General features: G+C 34.6%; 21 protein-coding genes and 1 pseudogene. 19 read left to right on the top strand and 3 right to left on the bottom strand.

Annotation, left to right across the window (positions count from 1 at the left end; translation table 11 throughout):
• Nucleotides 1-374: 374 nt before the first annotated feature.
• On the bottom strand, nt 375-527 hold the full coding sequence (locus ASJ80_RS13650) for a DUF2795 domain-containing protein (RefSeq protein WP_083240869.1): 153 nt from the start codon (nt 525-527) through the stop codon (nt 375-377).
• Nucleotides 528-872: 345 nt separating this feature from the next.
• Between ASJ80_RS13650 and ASJ80_RS13645 the strand changes: the two genes are divergently transcribed.
• From ASJ80_RS13645 to ASJ80_RS13625, 5 genes are all read left to right on the top strand, one after another.
• Nucleotides 873-1,385, top strand: coding sequence for a DUF421 domain-containing protein (locus ASJ80_RS13645; RefSeq protein ID WP_176720185.1), 513 nt, complete (start codon nt 873-875; stop codon nt 1,383-1,385).
• 652 nt (nt 1,386-2,037) lie between these two features.
• On the top strand, nt 2,038-2,562 hold the full coding sequence (locus ASJ80_RS13640; protein WP_069582905.1) for a TIGR00288 family NYN domain-containing protein: 525 nt from the start codon (nt 2,038-2,040) through the stop codon (nt 2,560-2,562).
• The gene (locus ASJ80_RS13635) at nt 2,552-3,721 is read left to right on the top strand and encodes a TIGR03576 family pyridoxal phosphate-dependent enzyme (RefSeq protein ID WP_069582904.1); all 1,170 of its coding nucleotides are present in this window, start codon (nt 2,552-2,554) and stop codon (nt 3,719-3,721) included. The genes ASJ80_RS13640 and ASJ80_RS13635 overlap by 11 nt, the downstream gene beginning before the upstream one ends.
• Nucleotides 3,722-3,880: 159 nt before the next feature.
• Nucleotides 3,881-4,897, top strand: a complete 1,017-nt coding sequence (gene rtcA / locus ASJ80_RS13630; RefSeq protein WP_069582903.1) for an RNA 3'-terminal phosphate cyclase — start codon at nt 3,881-3,883, stop codon at nt 4,895-4,897.
• A gap of 242 nt (nt 4,898-5,139) precedes the next feature.
• Complete coding sequence (locus ASJ80_RS13625; protein ID WP_338036877.1) at nt 5,140-8,340, top strand: PAS domain-containing sensor histidine kinase; 3,201 nt, start codon at nt 5,140-5,142, stop codon at nt 8,338-8,340.
• 89 nt (nt 8,341-8,429) lie between these two features.
• Here the strand turns inward: ASJ80_RS13625 and ASJ80_RS13620 are convergent, their stop codons facing one another.
• Nucleotides 8,430-9,395 (bottom strand): biotin--[acetyl-CoA-carboxylase] ligase, encoded by a 966-nt coding sequence (locus ASJ80_RS13620; RefSeq protein WP_069582901.1) that lies wholly within the window; start codon nt 9,393-9,395, stop codon nt 8,430-8,432.
• A 46-nt stretch (nt 9,396-9,441) separates the two neighbouring features.
• Nucleotides 9,442-10,932 (bottom strand): acetyl-CoA carboxylase biotin carboxylase subunit, encoded by a 1,491-nt coding sequence (locus tag ASJ80_RS13615; protein WP_069582900.1) that lies wholly within the window; start codon nt 10,930-10,932, stop codon nt 9,442-9,444.
• 230 nt (nt 10,933-11,162) lie between these two features.
• Between ASJ80_RS13615 and ASJ80_RS13610 the strand changes: the two genes are divergently transcribed.
• The 14 genes and pseudogenes from ASJ80_RS13610 to ASJ80_RS13545 all read left to right on the top strand — a co-directional run bounded on the left by ASJ80_RS13610 (nt 11,163) and on the right by ASJ80_RS13545 (nt 19,494).
• Nucleotides 11,163-11,801 carry an METTL5 family protein gene (locus tag ASJ80_RS13610; RefSeq protein WP_069583005.1) on the top strand — a complete coding sequence of 213 codons (639 nt, stop codon included), beginning with the start codon at nt 11,163-11,165 and terminating at the stop codon, nt 11,799-11,801.
• A gap of 224 nt (nt 11,802-12,025) precedes the next feature.
• Complete coding sequence (locus ASJ80_RS13605) at nt 12,026-12,853, top strand: putative RNA uridine N3 methyltransferase (protein ID WP_069582899.1); 828 nt, start codon at nt 12,026-12,028, stop codon at nt 12,851-12,853.
• Between the two features lie 30 nt (nt 12,854-12,883).
• Nucleotides 12,884-13,894 (top strand): 50S ribosomal protein L3, encoded by a 1,011-nt coding sequence (gene rpl3p / locus ASJ80_RS13600; protein WP_069582898.1) that lies wholly within the window; start codon nt 12,884-12,886, stop codon nt 13,892-13,894.
• Nucleotides 13,895-13,936: 42 nt separating this feature from the next.
• Nucleotides 13,937-14,719 carry a 50S ribosomal protein L4 gene (gene rpl4p / locus ASJ80_RS13595; protein ID WP_069582897.1) on the top strand — a complete coding sequence of 261 codons (783 nt, stop codon included), beginning with the start codon at nt 13,937-13,939 and terminating at the stop codon, nt 14,717-14,719.
• Nucleotides 14,720-14,737: 18 nt separating this feature from the next.
• Nucleotides 14,738-14,998, top strand: a complete 261-nt coding sequence (locus tag ASJ80_RS13590) for a 50S ribosomal protein L23 (RefSeq protein ID WP_069582896.1) — start codon at nt 14,738-14,740, stop codon at nt 14,996-14,998.
• Between the two features lie 63 nt (nt 14,999-15,061).
• Nucleotides 15,062-15,787: a 50S ribosomal protein L2 gene (locus tag ASJ80_RS13585; RefSeq protein WP_069582895.1), complete on the top strand. Its 726-nt coding sequence runs from the start codon at nt 15,062-15,064 to the stop codon at nt 15,785-15,787.
• A gap of 154 nt (nt 15,788-15,941) precedes the next feature.
• Nucleotides 15,942-16,352, top strand: coding sequence for a 30S ribosomal protein S19 (gene rpsS, locus ASJ80_RS13580; RefSeq protein WP_048080009.1), 411 nt, complete (start codon nt 15,942-15,944; stop codon nt 16,350-16,352).
• A 12-nt stretch (nt 16,353-16,364) separates the two neighbouring features.
• Nucleotides 16,365-16,826, top strand: a complete 462-nt coding sequence (rplV, locus tag ASJ80_RS13575) for a 50S ribosomal protein L22 (RefSeq protein ID WP_069582894.1) — start codon at nt 16,365-16,367, stop codon at nt 16,824-16,826.
• A gap of 5 nt (nt 16,827-16,831) precedes the next feature.
• A pseudogene (locus ASJ80_RS13570) lies at nt 16,832-17,605 on the top strand (30S ribosomal protein S3); the annotation flags it as partial.
• Nucleotides 17,606-17,730: 125 nt separating this feature from the next.
• Complete coding sequence (rpmC, locus tag ASJ80_RS13565; RefSeq protein ID WP_069582892.1) at nt 17,731-17,937, top strand: 50S ribosomal protein L29; 207 nt, start codon at nt 17,731-17,733, stop codon at nt 17,935-17,937.
• A gap of 5 nt (nt 17,938-17,942) precedes the next feature.
• Nucleotides 17,943-18,248 carry a stress response translation initiation inhibitor YciH gene (gene yciH / locus ASJ80_RS13560; protein ID WP_048080005.1) on the top strand — a complete coding sequence of 102 codons (306 nt, stop codon included), beginning with the start codon at nt 17,943-17,945 and terminating at the stop codon, nt 18,246-18,248.
• Nucleotides 18,249-18,487: 239 nt separating this feature from the next.
• Nucleotides 18,488-18,769 (top strand): ribonuclease P protein component 1, encoded by a 282-nt coding sequence (gene rnp1, locus ASJ80_RS13555; protein WP_069582891.1) that lies wholly within the window; start codon nt 18,488-18,490, stop codon nt 18,767-18,769.
• Nucleotides 18,770-18,773: 4 nt separating this feature from the next.
• Nucleotides 18,774-19,094 carry a 30S ribosomal protein S17 gene (locus ASJ80_RS13550; RefSeq protein WP_069582890.1) on the top strand — a complete coding sequence of 107 codons (321 nt, stop codon included), beginning with the start codon at nt 18,774-18,776 and terminating at the stop codon, nt 19,092-19,094.
• 1 nt (nt 19,095) lies between these two features.
• The gene (locus ASJ80_RS13545; RefSeq protein ID WP_069582889.1) at nt 19,096-19,494 is read left to right on the top strand and encodes a 50S ribosomal protein L14; all 399 of its coding nucleotides are present in this window, start codon (nt 19,096-19,098) and stop codon (nt 19,492-19,494) included.
• Nucleotides 19,495-19,501 lie beyond the last annotated feature (7 nt).

Raw genomic sequence — 19,501 nt, 5'->3', positions numbered from 1 at the left:
TAACAACCACAACCACTAATGTATCTTTATAACCCATATTACTGGGAATAATAGTTTTAACCGTTATTTTAGCGATAATTTTGTGTTGGCCATGAGACGAAAAATCATGAAATGTAACTAATAATATTAATTTAATAAATTCTAGATGCTTTTTTATAAAATCCAATAAAATGAGCCTTGATGAAATCATTAAAGAACCGTTTAATGAAATCAATAGTGGGTGGGAAGATAAGTTTAATATATTCTTTCTATTAAATTCATAATGATCTAACTGAATAATCCTCCAATTTGGGGAAATACTCTGTTAATAACTGTAATTAACAAAAATAAAAAATTTTATTTATTTTACGTTTTGTCTTTTTTTTCCATGATTTTTAAACGTCTTCTTCTGAATTAAAACGTTCATCAGGTAAATTTTCTATCTTATGAATTAATTCAATGCGGGCATTATTATCTTTCGCTTTTTGTACTAAATCATGTTTACTTGCAGGATAATCCATGTCCTTCAGTGCTTTAAAAATTTTCAATTTTTAATGCGACAAAATTTTCAATTTTGTCAGCCATACTAATTTTTATACCCATCTCACATCCTAATTTTTTATTTATTATAGTTCTTTAAATCCTTTAAAAAACGAAGCTATAATTTTTAAATCTTTGATTTTGGAAACCTTCCTATTGGAGGGTTTTACGGCATGTGAAAATTTTCATTTTTTGACATTTCAGAAACCATTTGGTTTCTTCAACTTCATCTTTTACAGTTTGAGATCAACCAATATAAAATTTATTATATTTTTTATAATAATATTATTACTATTTATAAGAATAAATCTTCTTATAAAAGTATTGCATAAAATCGAATTAAGGAGGATTAAATGGCACTGTTTGAATCAATGTGGTATTTTCAAAATTGGAATGGGGTTTTAAGGGTATTATTAGTGGGCATACCAATGTATTTTATATTAGTATTCATGCTGCGTATTTCAGGAAAGCGTACGCTTTCAAAGATGAACCAGTTTGACTTTGTAATTACCATAGCATTTGGTTCCACTATTGCATCTATTTTACTCAGTTCAACTGTTTCACTTGCTGAGGGGGTTACAGCACTGGCACTTTTAATATTCCTGCAGTTTATTGTTACATGGACATCTGTAAGATCTTCAAAAATAGATAAACTGGTAAAGTCTGAACCTAAACTTCTCTTTTACCGGGGAAATTTTCTTAAAAGTGCAATGAAATCAGAGCGCGTAACAGAATCTGAAATTTATTCAACTATGAGAAACATGGGCATAAACAGTATTGAAGACGTTGATACAGTAATCATTGAAACTAATGGTTCATTAAGTATAATATCTCAAATTAGCCATAATAAAACGCCCCCACCATAATGTTAAATTACCTTCTAATTGAAAAAAGTAGAAACTGCCCTATTTAAGTTAAACCTAAAATTAATTCTTTAAGCAGGGTAATGAAATTATTATGGGCATAAACAATAGCCACTGTTTCCTGTAATGGAACCTGTCCTTAATTGACAGTATATAATGGAAACTTTGAGTCATAAACTAATTTTTTATATTATAATCTGTGCTGATTTATATATTCAAAATCCTTTGAAAATTTTATGTAAGAATTTTATAGTTGGGAAATTGAATGGTATGGGTAGTATACAACACATATAACTCATGGGTTCTCATTACGTCTGGGGGAAATTTGGACTAATTTTAAGCGAAATAAATCTAAAACTATATAAAAAACTAAATTTAAATCATGAACTGTTGTAAAAAAAGCTTATCTAATAAAATTTACAGGTATGTTATATAACTGGATAAGTAAAATAATATAGAAAAATGAACATAATATTTAGACAGTTAATATTATTTAGAAGGTGGAAATTTAAAAATATTGTCTATACAACCGATTAAAAACAGCCTGTACTGTAAAAAAACAATAATAAATTAATTTAAAAGCAATTAAGCATTGTTTTTTACTCTATTTAATATATGGGTTAACGAAATATTTAAAATAAGTCGGAGGATAACCATGCGTAGCTTTGAAAAACTGACTTCCTTAAAGGATTACATTCCTTTAAAAAAAAGGGAAGCAGGTGGAAAGACTATAGGTCTTCTTGTTGATGGACCGAATATGCTAAGGAAAGAATTTAGCCTTAATCTTGATATTGTAAGAAAAATTGTGGCTGATTTTGGTGATATGAGGGTGGGTAAAGTCCTTTTAAATCAATACGCTTCAGATAAACTTATAGAAGCTATTGTAAATCAGGGATTTACTCCAGTTGTCGTTGCGGGAGATACTGATGTTTATATGGCTGTTGAAGGTATGGAATTGATTTATAATCCTAATATTGATGTTGTTGCTCTCATGACTCGTGACGCTGATTTTTTACCCATTATAAACAAAGCAAAGGAAAATGGGAAAGAAACAATTGTAATTGGTGTAGAGCCGGGATTCAGTGCTGCACTGCAGAACTCTGCAGACCATGCTATTGTCTTAAAAGCTGAAACTAAAGGCAGATCTGATCAGGACACAAGGGAAGAAAATGCTTATTAAATCTCCTGTTGATGAAGTAAAAAAGAGAGAAAACTCATTTAGAATTATCAGTTCCATTTTGAAGCAAAATGGAAGAAATGCACTTTACGATTTAACAGGCCTTGCTGGAGGATTTAAATTGAGTCAGGAAGATTTAGATCTCCTTGAAACATATGCAGGCCCTGCTATATTTGAAAGTGAATTACAAAATCTTGGAAAAGAGCATCTGGGTGGAGAAAAGATACTTGCATTTAATAGAACAACATCCGGAATTCTAGCAACTATTCTAGCTCTTGTATCAAGTGGTGATGAAGTTATTCATTATTTACCCAAATTTCCATCTCATCCTTCCATTCCTCGAAGTACCGCGCTTGTAGGTGCTTCTTACAGGGAATTTGATAATCTCGATGAATTTGAAATTAAGGATAACACTTCTTTAGTTATTATAACTGGTTCTACAATGGACCATGATATCATAAAAGAAGATGAATTTTTGAAAATAATAGAAATATCAGGATCAAAAAATATCCCTGTGTTTGTAGATGACGCATCTGGAGCAAGGTTAAGAACTGTATTGTACAATCAGCCCAAAGCGATGGATATGGGTGCTGATCTGGTTATAACCAGTACTGATAAGTTAATGGATGGTCCAAGGGCAGGACTCATGGCTGGAAAAGGCGAAATTGTAGACTTAATAAAGTCTAAGGCACATCAATTCGGCCTTGAAGCTCAATCTGCAACGATCGTAGGAATAATAAAGGCAATTGAAAGCTTCAATGGAGAAAGAATGATTGATGCCTTCCGAAAAAAACATCTGGTCTATGAAGCTATAAAAAAAGGAATTAGTAGTATTAAAGAAACACCAACAGGTGTAATGCTTTCAGCTGATGATCTGATAAATGAATTAAAGCAGAAGGGTGTTGAAACTGAATTTAGTCCAGCAGATGTTGCATGTGTTTTTTCAGCACTTCTACTTAGAAACTATCATATAGTTACAATTCCTGCAGTTGGAATGCCTGGAGCGTCACCAACTATACGGATAGATCTTGCAGCAGAAGATGCTGAACGTGTTGATAAGGAGTATATTGTTAAGGCATTTATAGAGACTTTTTCACATCTAAATGAAATTGTAAACTATAAGGAAGCATGTGAATTAGTTTTATATGAATATGATGATTAAGATACATGAATTAGCATATTCATGTATGCATTACTTTTTTTGTATTAACATAATTAAAAATAAATTCGTGGGCGTATTAATATATTATAAACACTCCAATTTTGTAGTGGATCAAAATATTCTAAAATTTCATGGATTTTACAGGAGTTTTTGAAAAACATGATTGAAATAGATGGATCTCATGGAGAAGGTGGGGGAGCTCTTTTACGCATATCTACTGCATTATCTGCTTTAACCATGAACCCTATTCACATAACTAATATTCGTGCAAATCGGCCTAGATCGGGTTTAATGCCCCAACATTTAAATGCTGTAAAGGCTGTTGCAGGTTTATCTAATGCACGCGTTGAAGGACTTGAAATAGAGTCAAAAGAACTGTTTTTTTATCCTGAAAATGTAAAGGGTGGAACTTATAATATCGACGTTAAAACTGCTGGAAGCGTTACTTTGGTCCTCCAGGCATTTATGATACCTGTTGTATTTGCAGATGCCCCTGTAAACATTAAAATAAGAGGGGGTACCGATGTGAGGTGGTCTCCACCTGTAAATTATCTTCAACAGGTTACCCTCCCTGTTTTAAGATCAATGGGATATAACGCAGAATTAGATATAATCCGCAGGGGCCATTATCCTCGTGGCGGAGGTATCATCAATGTTAAAATAAACCCTGTAAAAAAATTAAATCCAATCAATATAGGTGATTTAGAGGTAGATAAAATAAGGGGAATATCTCATGCTGTAAAACTACCTGAACATGTTGCAGTAAGACAGGCTGAAAGTGCAGAAAAAGTCCTTAAAGCGAATGGATTTGATGCCGAAATTGAAGTAGAACATTCTGATAACACATTAGGGCCAGGATCTGGCATCGTTCTCTGGACAGAGGGAAATACCAGAGTTGGCGGAAGTTCCATTGGTGAAAGAGGAGTAAGAGCGGAAAAAGTTGGCGAAATAGCAGCAGAAGAACTTTTATATAATATATCTCGTGGAGCTGCAGTTGATAAATATATTGGAGATCAGATTATCCCTTATATGGCCATAGCGGGTAAATCAAGGGTAAAAACTGCAGAGTTGACTTTGCATGCTGTTACGAATATATTTGTAACAGAGAAAATAATGGGCAAAAAATTTGATGTGGATGGGAAAGTAGGAGAAATTGCTATCATTAGTGCGGATTAAGGTGCAGTAGTGTGTTTCATCAGGTAAATAATTTAAAAGTTGAATAATAAGTTAATAATAACTTATTATTGTGATTTTTAAATTTACATCTAATTTAACTATTTAAACAGTGAAATACTGCTTTGAATTTTGAAAGATATAAAATAAATTTTATAAAGTTATTTATTGAATAAATCATAAGTTATTTATCTTAAAAAATTAGAGTAATTAACGAGGATTGGAATTGAATATAGTTCGGAGGAATTATATTTAAAGAAACTGATATTAAATTCAGGGAAATTTTCTTGAAATCTCCAATAGGTATTTTATTTTATGATAAAGAAGGTAAATTAATCGCTGCAAATCAATCAGCTAAGGATATAGCCGGAATTCCAGAATCAGAGGATGTAAGTGTAAACCTATTTAACAATCCTGATGTTGTTTCTAGGAAGGAAAAACTGATTGGTGAAGGGGTAATTAAATTTCAGTCCCAAATGAATTTTGAAGATATGAGGGATGCAGGATATTATGAGCCTACTAGATCAGGGACTGCATACTTAGATTTTACTATTTCTGTTGTTGATTCGGGGTATTTAGTGCAGATTCAGGATATTACTAAACGTAAAAAAATTGAAGAAAGATTAACGGAAAATGAAAAGAAATATCGTGAACTGGTCGAAAATGCCAACAGTATTATCCTTAAAATGGATAAAAAAGGACAAATTACTTTTTTTAATGAATTTGCTGAGAAATTCTTTGGTTTTAATAAAGAAAAAATTATGGGAAAAAATGTTATTGGTACAATAGTCCCTGAAACTGAATCTTCTGGAAGAAACCTCAGAGAACTCATTAACCGGATTGTAAGTGATCCTGAATCTCATATTAATATGGAAAATGAGAATATAACTCATGATAAGAGAAGAGTTTGGGTTGCATGGACAAATAAAGGTATTTATGATGATGAGGGCAAGGTTACAGGCGTTTTAAGTATTGGAACAGATATTACCAAACGTAAAGACGCTGAAAATGCTTTCAAACATTTAATGTTTGAAGCCTCAAAATCAAAGAATTTGATTTTAAAAGAACTGCAGGAAGCCCATAACAATCTGGAATTAAAAGTACAAAAGCGAACTAGAGAGCTTAATGAGTCTAATTATGCGCTGCGAAAAGAAATTCAAGAACGCAGACATGCTGAAGAAGATCTTATTAAATCAAAGAATTATCTTGATAAAATTATAAATTCAATTGCTGATCCTGTTTTTGTTAAGGATAACCAGCACTGCTGGATTCTTTTAAATGATGCTTACTGCAAACTCATGGGTTATTCACGAGAGGAAATTCTGGGAAAATCAGATTATGATTTCTTCCCTCCTCATGAAGCGGATGTTTTCTGGGAGAAAGACGAAGAAGTATTCAAAACGGGAGTGGAAAATGTTAATGAAGAAGAATTTACAGATTCTGAGGGTAATGTGCACATTTTAGTCACTAAAAAAACGTTATACACTGATATTTCTGGGGAACAATATATAGTGGCAAGTATTAGAGATATAACCGAGCGTAAAAAAACTGAAAATAATTTACGCCAGAGTGAAAGGAAACTAATATTGGCTATGGACATGGCTAAATTAGCTTACTGGGAGTATGATGTCAGTTTAGACTTGTTTACTTTTGATGATCGTTTTTATAAGTTGTATGGGACCACTGCTGACCATGAAGGAGGATCCAAAATGTCTTCTGAAGAATATGCCCAAAAATTTCTTCCTCCTGAAGAATCACACCTGGTAAATGAAGAAATGGCCAAAGCTTTACAGACAGATGATCCTGACTTTTTTGGACAGGTTGAACACACAATTATAAGGGCTGACGGTGAAAAACGTTTTATTATAGTCCGTTATGGAGTTATTAAGAATGATGAAGGTCTAACAATCAAAACGTATGGTGCAAATCAGGATATTACTGAACTTAAGAAAGCTGAAGCTGCTTTAAAGGATAGTGAAGCGAAGTTCCGCGGAATTTTTGATAATGCAACAGATATGATTAGTTTAATTGAAGGCAGGAAAGACGGCGAATATGCAAGATATATTGAAGTTAATAATGCAGGAATTAAGCGATTGGGTTATAGTAAGAATGAATTTTTAAATATGGGTCCTTTTGATATTGACGAAGGGCTTGAAACACCTGAAAATATGGAAAAGCTCTCTAAAGAGGGTCATGTCCGTTTTGAAACAATCCATGTAGCTAAAAATGGAAGAAGAATACCTGTAGAGGTTATTATTCATTTTATTAACCGCAATGCAACAAATATTGCCCTTGAAATTTCTCGTGATATAACAGAGCGTAAAAAAGCAGAGAATGAGCTTAAAAGGAGTGAACAAAAGTATAGAACCCTTTTTAATTCATCACCAGATTCTACAGTACTTATAGGAACTGATGGCAATTTAATGGATGTAAACCATGCAGCACAGGAAGTTACAGGATTATCTAAGAAAGATTTAATTGGAAAAAATTTTACAGAACTGGACTTATTGCTTGATGAAGAAATGCCGTTGCATATAGAAAAAGTTTCCCAAGTTTTAAGAGGAAAGAATTTAAAGCCGTATGAATCTCGATTTATTGATAAGAACGGCAAAATCCATTACGATGAAACCTATTTAAAAGCATTAAAAAAGGATGATGAAATATTTGCTTTCAATGTAATTGCTCATGATATTACTGAACGTAAAAAGGCGGAAGAGAAATTAAGAGAAACAATCGAAGAGTTGAAACGTTCTAATTATGAACTTCAGCAGTTTGCTTATATTACTTCCCATGATCTCCAGGAGCCTCTTAGAACGATTGCAAGTTTTACACAGCTTCTTGAAAGAAGATATGGGGGTCAACTAGATTCTGACGCTGATGAGTTTATTGAATTTATAGTAGATGCTGCTGTTCGTATGAAAGAAATGATTCAGGGATTACTTGAATATTCTCGTGTTGGGACTCAAAAAGTTGAATTTAAAGAAGTAGATATGAATACTGAACTTGAGCAAGCTTTGTCTAATTTACATGCATTAATCAACAAAAACAATGCTGAGATTACACATGTTCATCTTCCAAATGTACTGGCTGATCCTGATCAGATGGTTAGAGTTTTCCAGAACTTAATTAGTAATGCCATTAAATTTAGAAAGTCTGATGAACCTCCAAAAATCCATATTTCATGCCAGATAGATAAAGAAAATAATGAATTTATTTTTTCTGTTGCAGATAATGGGATAGGGATAGAAAAAGAATATAAAGATAAAATTTTTGAAGTTTTTAAACGATTACATGCAATGGGCAAATATGAAGGAACTGGAATAGGTTTATCAGTTGTTAAAAGAATAGTAGAGCAATACGATGGGCGAATTTGGGTTGAATCAGAACTGGGCAGGGGTTCGACTTTTTATTTCACTTTACCATTTACCCACTCAAAAGATCTTTGATTTTACAAAAAATTTGAATTGAAAAAATAAATTAGAATTTAGTATAATCAGAGTTATATTTTGCCATAAACGGCTCAAAATGTAAGTTTTTAAATATGCCTGCACTCACCAGAAATAATTTTTTTCAGTGTTCCATCTTCCAGTTCTAAAATCAACGCCCCTTTACTGTTTACACCTACAGCTTCCCCACGGATAAATTCGGTTCCTTTTCTAATTTCTACTTGCCTTCCAATTGTTTTTGAAAGCTGACGCCATTTTCTTAAAATTTCTTGGAAGTTACCCTTGTTGAATTCATCATACATTGCTTCGAAATTTCCAAGGAACTTTTGTACCAGTATCATACGGGATATATCCTGATTCAGTTCGCTTTTAAGAGACGTCGTTGTATCCTGGAGTTCTGAAGGGAGTAAATTTACATCAATATTGGCATCGATTCCAATTCCTGTAATGATGTAGTCAATTGTGTTTATTTCAGTGCTTATCTCAGTTAATACTCCACAAACTTTTTTATCATATATTAAAACATCATTTGGCCATTTTATACCTGCATCAAGTCCATATTCATCTTTTATAGTTTGTGCAGCTGCAACACCTGCTATAAATGTTAATTGAGGTGCATTGATAGGTAATGTATTAGGTCTCAGGATAATAGACAGCCATGCGCCACCTAATGGAGATATCCATTTTTTCCCACGTCTGCCTTTTCCTCTCCTTTGACTTTCTGCTATTACAATGGTTCCTTCTGGTGCACCTTCTCTGGCCAATTTTTTTGCAACTTCGTTTGTGGAGTCCACTTCTCTAAAATAGTGAATTTCTTTTCCAATATAATCAGTGCTGAGCTTATCTTTGAGTTTATGTGGCAGCAGTAATGTTAGATCTTCTTTAAGCATAAATTCCTCATCAGAAGATGTTTCTATAATGTATCCTTCATTTTTAAGTGATGCCACATGTTCATGTACTTCAGATACTGGAATTTCAAGTCTTGAGGCCAGATCGTTGATATGGATATATTCTCCTTTTTTTTCATAAAGAGTTTCTAACACTTTATCTTTCATTTTAACACCAGATTTATTCTAAATAATAATATAACTGAAAAAATAATTATAATTCCTTTTTGGAATTATTTAAGTTTGTCACGTAACTATTTACGGCAGCAGATACTGCAGCAATTTTAGGGGATGGTAAGAATGTAGATTTCAGCCTTGCTGCAATCTTTTCATCTGCTTTCATTACCTGTGCCATGTGTCCCATGATTTCGTCGCGGTATTCATCAACGAAGTGAGTGTGTAATTTGGCTTTTATGAAGCTTTCACTTAGCATCATTGACTTATGGAAGGGAATAGTGGTTTTAACTCCTAGTATGATGTATTCATTTAGGGCTCTTCTCATACGTGCTATACATTCATCCCTTGTCATTCCATAAACTATAAGTTTGGATATCATGGAATCGTAAAAGGAAGGTATTGTATAATTCATGTAAACTCCGCTGTCAACTCTGACTCCTATTCCTCCTGGAGAACGGTATCCAGTTATTTTACCTGGATTTGGAGCAAAATCATTCATTGGATCCTCTGCATTTATTCTGCATTCTATGGCATGCCCTCTGACTGTAATGTCTTCCTGCCTGCAGCAGAGTTCTTCGCCGGATGCTATTTTAAGCTGTTCTTTTACAAGGTCTATTCCTGTGATTATTTCAGTTATAGGATGTTCAACCTGTATACGTGTGTTCATTTCAAGGAAGTAAAATTCACCATTTGAATATAAAAATTCAACAGTTCCTGCATTGGTGTAACCTATAGAAGAAGCAGCTTTAACAGCGGCACTTCCCATTTCTTCCCTGAGTTCTTCGGTCATAATTGGGGAAGGTGCTTCTTCAATCAATTTTTGATGTCTTCTTTGAATTGAACATTCCCTGTCTGCAGCGTGAATGGTGTTTCCGTGTTCATCTGCAAGTATCTGGAATTCAATATGCCTTGGTTCTTCTATGTATTTTTCAATGTAGATGGTTGAGTCTCCAAATGCGGAGGCTGCAACTGACTGTGTGGACTCAATTGCACGTACAAGTTCATCTTCTTCGTAAACTGTACGCATTCCAATTCCTCCACCTCCTGCAGATGCTTTTACAATGACAGGGTATCCGATTGATTCTGCTATGTCAACTGCTTCATCAATGTCAGTTATTCCTTTGGCAGTACCTGGAACAACAGGTACTCCTGCTTTTTCCATTAACTTTTTAGACTCAATTTTACTTCCCATGGCTTCTATAATAGATCCGTTAGGCCCTATTAATTTGATACCATGCTTTTCACATTCAAATCCTAATTTAGGATTTTCGGCTAAAAATCCGTAACCTGGATGAATTGCTTCAGCACCACTTTTTTCTGCAACATCGATTATCTTTTCGATGTTCAGATAACTCTGTGATGGGCTTGGATTTCCTATGTTATAAGCTTCATTAGCATATTTTGCAAAAAGAGAATTTGAATCTGCATCAGAGTATACAGCGACGCTTTTTACACCGAGCTCTTTACATGCTCTCATTACTCTTATTGCAATTTCACCACGATTAGCAATCAGTATTTTATTAAACATGATATCACCTAGCAATACTATTTACATTAGTTTCTCTACAAGATTGTATGACGTTTTTGTCATGGTTATCAATAATTTTAAACATGATATCTCTAAAAGTTTAAGATTAACTTGGATATTGTAGATTAATTTAGTTATTTATAGCTATGATTCATGATCACTTATTAATTTATATTTGATCTATATTTATTTCTAATTAAGTTTAAGATAAGTATGATATGGATGCTAAAATGAGTAAAAAAATAACAATTACCAAAAAAAGACATCTTGAAATGATGCTTCAACAAATTCCTCCTCACAAATCTCCAAAAGTCCATTTGGAACAGTATACGACGCCTTCAAACATTGCTTCTGATATTTTGTGGAATGCATACTCTTTGGGGGATATAAAAGATAAAAAAGTAGTTGATTTGGGCTGCGGTACTGGTATATTTACTATTGGCTCTGTTTTACTTGGGGCAAGTGAAGTCGCTGGTGTGGATATTGATCATGAATCAGTAGAAATTGCAAGAACACAAGCATCAAAAATGGGTGTTAAAGATAATATAGAATTCATTTCAAAAGATATTCAAGATTTTACTGGAAATGCCGATACTGTGATTCAGAACCCTCCGTTTGGAGCACAAAAAGTAAAAAGAAAAGAAGCAGATAGAATTTTCATGACCAAATCTATGGAAATTGCTCCTGTTGTATATTCATTTCATATACTTGAGACGGAATCATTTGTAGAAAGATTCTTTAATAAATTGGGCGGTTGCATAACACATAAATTCTCTTATAGTTTTCCCATACCCCGCACTTATCATTTTCATGAAAAGGAAAAGATAGATATAGATGTGATTGTGCTGCGGATTCAAAAGGAGGAATAGATAAAATAGAGGGTTTAACTTCCCACAATATTTATATATAAAAAACGCCATAATTAGTGATGTTATTTGATATCCAAACTATTAAATAGCCTTAAATCATAAATTATTATAAAATAATTTTAAGAGTAATAACATTGTATCTTAGTATTTATATATAACTTAAGCTAAATCTAAAAAGGTTGTACACTATATATATATAAAAGATAGAAAACAGATAGTGGTAAATGACACTAAGACATTTATCCATTTTTATACCTGCCTCAATAACTGCTGAGAGTAAAGATTTGAGGATAAAGACTTACAAGGTAGGGCTGATTGGTAGATCTGCGGCAATATTTAAAGCTGATAAGATTGTTGTTTACAACGATATTTCTGATAGTAAAGAGGTAAAGTTTATTAGTGATGTTCTCACTTATATGAATACGCCTCAATACCTTCGAAAAAAGGTATTTCCAATCACAAGGGAATTAAAAAACGTGGGAATTCTTCCACCGCTTAGAACTCCTCACCATCCTACAGATGAACCTCAAGTGGGCGATTATAGGCAAGGGTTCACCGTAAAAAGGACAAGAAGAGGTACAATGGTCGATATTGGTGCGGATAGACTCGCACTTTGTCGTGAAAAACTCAGCATAAATAAAATATTTAGCTTTCGCATAGTTAAACTTTCGAAAGAACATATATTAATAGAACCAGACAAACCCGATTCTTACTGGGGTTATGAGGTTTTATCTACTTATAAGGACTTGTATGAAAGCATATTAGAAGTAAAACCCGATTTTGTTATTGGAACTTCTAGATATGCAGAGCCCATCACTTCTATTTTAGATGAAGTAAAGCACAAGATAAAAGATGCCAAACATTTGGCTATTTTGTTTGGTGGTCCTTATTCAGGCTTGCATGAACTTATTCAGGGCCGAAAAAACATAATAGATCTTGAAGTAAATACAGTTCCATCTCAAGGAACTGCTACTATAAGGACTGAAGAGGCGGTTTTAACAACTTTATCTGCATTTAATCTACTTTTAAATGCAGAGAACTCGGAAAATTGAATGAATTGTTAAGTAAGGAGGTAAATTAAAATGACTAGACATCACCAACCAAGATCAGGATCAGTTGCATTTAGTCCTAGAAAAAGAGCATCTAAACAATCACCAAGGATTAAATCCTGGCCTAATGTTGAAGAAACTGGGTTGCTCGGATTTGCAGGATATAAAGTGGGAATGACCCACGTAATGATGACTGACAACAGGAAAAATTCACCAACAGAAGGAATGGAAATATCCACACCGGTGACGGTATTGGAAGTGCCACCTGTTGTTGTAATGGGTATAAGAGCATATGAAAAGACAACTTATGGGCTTAAAACCATGATTGATATTATGGCAAGTGATTTAAGTGAAGATCTCAGGCGTAAAATACCATTACCTGAAGAATATGATACTGATTCTAATTTAAACAAATTAAATGAAAATATTGATAAAGTTTTTGATATACGTGTTTTGATACATACCAATCCTAAAGCTACGAGTGTTCCTAAGAAAAAACCTGAAATAATAGAATGTGGACTTGGTGGAGCAACAGTTGCTGAAAAACTGGAGTATGCTACAAGTATTCTTGGAACTAAAATAAATGCCGCTGACGTTTTTTCTGATGGGGAACATGTGGACTCCATAGCAATTACTAAAGGTAAAGGATTCCAGGGACCTGTTAAAAGATGGGGTATCCGGATTCAGTACGGAAAAGCTGCAAGAAGTAGTAAAGGAAGACACGTAGGTTCATTAGGTCCATGGTCACCAGAAAGGACTATGTGGACAGTTCCACAAGCAGGTCAAATGGGATATCATAAAAGGACTGAGTATAATAAACAGATCCTTAAGATTGCAGATGCATCCGAAGCAGATGCCGTAAATCCTGAAGGTGGATTTGTTAAATACGGTCTCGTGAAAAACAATTATGTTCTAGTGAAAGGATCACTTCCAGGCCCATCAAAAAGACTCGTAATACTTAGAAAAGCATTCAGGCCTCATGGAAAACATAATGATGCACCTGAAATATCGTACATATCAACTGCTTCAAAACAGGGAGTCTAAAATTAATCATATCATATTTGGAAAATTAAAGAGGGATATTAAATGAAAAAGATCAAGGTTTATTCACTGGAAGGCGAAGTCATAGACGAAATCAAGCTACCTGATATTTTCAACGAAGAATTTAGACCAGACATCATTAAAAGAGCAGTCATTTCTTCACAAACAGCAAGGATTCAACCATGGGGTACAGACCCTATGGCAGGAAAAAGAACAACTGCAGAATCTTACGGTTCTGGTCGTGGTGCAGCAATGGTGCCTCGTGTAAAAGGAAGCAGACACCCTGCAGGTTCTAAAGCAGCATTTGTACCTCAAGCTGTAGGTGGTAGAAAAGCACACCCACCAAGGCCTATAAAGGTTTACCATGAGAAAATAAACAGGAAAGAAAGAAGATTAGCAATAAGATCAGCAATTGCTGCAACTACAAACAAAGAATTGGTAGAAAACAGAGGACACAAAATTGAAAATGTGCCTCAGGTTCCGTTTGTAATTGATGATGAATTAGCTAAAATTAAAAGCACTAAAGAAACAAGAGAAATATTTAAAAAACTTGGAATAATGGATGACATTGTCAGAGCCAAAACCGGTAAAACAATTAGAGCCGGAAAAGGTAAAATGAGGGGTAGGAAATACAAAGTACCAAAAGGACCACTAATAGTTGTTGGGGAAGATAAAGGAATAAGTTTAGGTGCAAGAAACCACCCTGGCGTTGACATTGTATCTGTTGAAAATTTAAACACCGAACTTTTAGCACCAGGTACACATCCTGGAAGATTTACAATATTCACTAGATCTGCAATTGAAAAGATAGGTGAACTTTTCCAATAAGTTAAAGGACGTGTAAACATGGATCCTTATTCAATAATAATAAAACCTCATTTAACAGAAAAAAGTATGAATGCAATTGATCAAAAAAATGAACTAACCTTTGCAGTATTAAGGACTGCTAGAAAGTCTGAGATCAAAAATGCATTTGAAGACCTTTACGCTGTTAAAGTGGAAAGAGTAAACACACAGGTTACATCTAAGGGTGTAAAAATAGCCTATATTAAATTGGCAGCAGAACATAGCGCAGAGGATATAGCAGTTAAAATGGGAGTATTCTAATATTCTTTAATTTAATTTGATATCCGCAAAGACCTTTTGAGGTCATGTATGGAGGAATAAAAAATGGGAAAACGTTTGATATCACAGAGGAGAGGACGGGGAACCCCTACTCACAGAAGTGCATCGCATCGATTTAAAGGAAAAATCGAATACCGATCATATGACAGTATAGAGAAAGAAGGCAGTTTAAAAGGAAAAATTGCCGACATTATTCATGACCCTGGAAGAAGTGCACCAGTGGCATTAGTAAAGTTTGAAAATGGCGAAAAGTTACTTGTTTTAGCGCCGGAAAGTGTACAAATAAATGATGATATAGAATTTGGAGTTTCAGCACCAATAAAGGCTGGAAATGCATTACCACTTGCACAAATTCCAGAAGGTACACCATTATATAATCTTGAAAAAAATCCAGGAGATGGCGGAAAATTCGTTAAATCATCTGGTACTTACGCTTCTTTAATAACCCATGATGTAGGAAAGGCAATCGTTGAATTGCCATCTGGAGAATTGAAAGCATTCAACCCTGCCTGTAGAGCAACAATCGGAGTCGTTGCTGGAGGGGGAAGAAAGGAAAAACCATTCCTCAAAGCTGGAAACAGATTCTATGCTTTAAATGCTAAAGGTAAAAAGAATGTTAGTGTTAGAGGAGTAGCAATGAATGCTGTAGATCACCCACACGGTGGTGGAAACAGACAACATCCAGGAAGGCCAACTACAGTTTCAAGACATGCGCCAGCAGGAAGAAAAGTTGGTTCAATTGCTGCTAAGAGAACAGGGCGAAGAAGATAAATTTAAGATATTTGAAAAAGGGAAACCCTAAAACACTTAGTGTTTGGGGCATTCGAAAAATCTTAGATTTTTCGTTGTTGAAAATTTTTAATTTTCAAACACCGAAAATCTTTAGATTTTCAAGTGTTAAAATAAGTTATAAGGAGGAGACTAATTGGCTAGAAAAGAATTTGTATATCGCGGTTATACTTTAGAAGAGTTACAGCAAATGCCATTGGACAACGTTATAGATCTGTTCCCATCCAGACAGAGGAGATCCTTAAAAAGAGGATTTTTACCAAGGCAGAAAAAAGTACTCGAAAAAATTAGAAAATTAAAAAAGGATGAAAACAAGGGCGGAAGACCTCAAATAATTAAAACCCATTGTAGGGATATGATTGTCCTTCCAGAAATGGTTGGAGTAACCTTTGGAATTTACAACGGGAAAGAATTTACTGAAGTTACAATTCAGCCAGAAATGATTGGATGTTACTTCGGAGAATTTGCACCAACAAGAAAACGAGTAGAACACGGAGATCCGGGAATGGGTGCTACAAGGTCATCTATGTTCGTACCTCTTAAATAAGGAGAGAATACAATGGCAAAGATTAACTACGCTTTTACAGACGACGATAAGTCTAAAACAGCAAAAGCTCTTGGAAGATCTCTTAAGATCTCTCCAAAACATGCTGTTGAGATATGTAACAAGATAAGAGGAATGAAGGTAGAAAAAGCTGAAGCTTACCTTGAAGACGTAATTGAAATGAAAACTGCGGTTCCATTTAAAAGGCATAACAAAAAAGTAGGTCACAAAAGAGGAATTGGGGGATGGCCAACTGGTAGATATCCAGTTAAAGCTGCAAAACAGATCCTTGACATACTCAAAAATGCTGAAGCAAACGCTGAATATAAAGGCCTTGATACAGAAAATCTCAAGATAATGCATATATCCAGCCACAGGGGATATGTAATACGAGGATGGACCCCAAGAGCTTTCGGAAGGGCTAGCCCATTTAACACACCAACTACACACGTACAAATTGTTCTAGGGGAGGCATAGATTACATGATTGAAAAAGATTTCGTTACAGAAGGTCTTAAAAGGACAAGGATTGATGAATACCTTGAAAGTGAGCTTGAAAGAGCTGGATATGGTGGAATGGAAGTCCAACTAACTCCTTTAGGTACAATGGTTGTTGTTTATGCAGAACGCCCAGGTATGGTTATAGGAAGAGGTGGAAAAACCGTCCGTAACATAACTCAAACTTTAAAATCAAACTATGGACTTGAAAATCCTCAAGTAGAAGTTAAAGAAGTTGACGTTCCTGAACTTAACCCAAAAATAATGGCTCATAAAATCGCAGCAATGCTACAGCGTGGAATGCACTTTAGGAGAGTTGCATACACAGCACTTAGAAGAATTATGGGTGCTGGAGCACAGGGTGTAGAAGTTACAATTTCTGGTAAAATAAGAGGTGCAAGATCTGCAACTGCAAAATTCAACGATGGATACCTTAAAAAATGTGGTGAACCATCCACAAGATTTGTCAGATCTGGATTTGCAACAGTTCAACTAAAACCTGGTGTTCTGGGAATATATGTTAGAATTATGCCACCGGGAATGGTTTTACCTGATAAAGTGGATATCATAAAGGTTGAAACTGAAGAACCAGAAGTTGAAGCAGTTACAGAAACTGTAGAAACAGAAGAAGTTGAAGAGTCCCCTGAAGAAGTAGAAGAAAAACCTAGTGCAATTTCTGAAGAAGTCGAAGAAGAAGCAGCTGAAGAAACAAGTGAAATCGAAGATACTACCTCCGAAGAATCAGAAGAATCAAAAGAACCAGAAACACAAGAAGAACCAGAAGAAACAAGTGAAGACGAAGAAGATACAAAAGAAGCACAAGAAGAACCAGAGAAAACAGAATAGAATGACGGATACAATAAATATAAAAGGGATGGAATGACATGGTAATATTAAGGAGCAAAGAAATACGTGAAATGGATATTGAGGAAGCCCAGAAAAAACTGGATGAACTCAAAGCAGAATATGCAAAAAATGTTTCAAAAAGTTCTGCAGCCGGAGTTTATGATAACCCTGGAAAAATTAAAGAACTTAAAAGAACAATTGCACGTGTCCTTACCATAATGAACGAAAAACAGAGGGAGAAGTAAAATAGATGAAAGTCTGTGAAATATGTGGTCTTCCAGAAGAACTTTGTGTCTGTGAGGAAATAGCTCGAGAGATTCAGAAAGTTAAAGTATACACAGTAAGAAGGCGATTCGGAAAGCTTATGACCATCGTAGAAGGTATAGATGAGCACGATATTGATATTAGGGAACTGACAAAAGAACTTAAGGCAAAATGTGCCTGTGGAGGAACAGCTAAAAAAGGTCAGATTGAGCTTCAAGGGGATCATAAACAGAAGGTCAAACAGGTTCTGGCTAATATGGGTTTTTCTTCAGATACCATAGAGATAAGATAATTTTGCAGACGAAAATGGAGCACAAGCAATGTGTTTATAAGCTTGTTCATTTGTCCTGAAAACAAAAATCTTTGATTTTCAAGGATGAAACGCAGAGCTTTGCTCCAAATTATATTCTGATTTGAGGGTTTTGAAATTTTAAAATTCAGATCAGTAAAATTCAGTAATATCAAGTGAATCTCAGGGTCCAAAGTATCTGGATCGCACAAAGTAATGAGACTTTCAAATACTATTAAAAAATGATAACTCCTAAAAACATATTTCGTCATGAGTTAATTGGGCTCCCTGTGAAGATTGCAGGCAGCACTCATGAAGAATTTATTGGAATCAAAGGAAAAGTTGTTGACGAAACTAAGAGTACTATTCGAATTGAAACGGATAGCACTGAAAAAATAATTCCCAAGGGAGTTGCAACTTTTCATTTTTATTTGCCTGATGGCAGTATTGTTGAAGTAGAGGGTAAGATTATCATTGCTCGCCCTGAAGATAGAATAAAAAAGAAATTCCGGAAATTTTGGTGATAACATGATAGGTATCGACGTTACAGAACCTAAAGAAAAATGTGAAGATCCTAACTGTCCGTTTCATGGCACTCTTCCTGTAAGAGGCCAAATATTAGAAGGTATAGTTACAAGTAACAAGGCAGAAAGGACAATTACAGTAGAAAGAAGTTTCTACAAATTTATTCGAAAATACGAAAGATATGAAAAAAGGAAATCAAAAATACAAGCACACCTACCAGACTGCATAGACGTTAACGTAGGCGATTCAGTAAAAATTGCAGAATGCAGACCACTAAGTAAAACAAAAAATTTTGTGGTTATCGAAGTCAAGGGAGATAAGTAAAATGAAAGCTATCAGCTCAAATGTTACAAGAGTTTTACCTATCGGTGCCAGACTTCAATGCGTTGACAACACAGGTGCAAGAGAAGTTGAAATAGTATCTGTTAAAGGATACAAAGGTGTAAGACGAAGACTTGCAATTGCTGGTGTTGGTGATATGATCATAGTTTCTGTTAAAAAAGGAACTGTAGACATGAGAAAAGAAGTCATGACTGCAGTAGTCGTAAGACAGAAAAAAGAATATAAAAGGGCAGATGGCCTAAGGGTTAAATTTGAAGATAATGCAGCAGTTATAATTAGCCCTGAAGGTGTTTTAAAGGGTTCTGAAATAAGAGGTCCAGTTGCAAAAGAAGCAGCTGAAAGATGGCCTGGTATCGGAAGCGCTGCAAGTACAATAGTTTAAAATTTTT

The organism is Methanobacterium bryantii, from assembly GCF_002287175.1.
GTDB lineage: Archaea > Methanobacteriota > Methanobacteria > Methanobacteriales > Methanobacteriaceae > Methanobacterium_D > Methanobacterium_D bryantii.
Note: the sequence above shows the minus strand (reverse complement) of the source record. Positions and strands in the feature narration are given on the sequence as shown.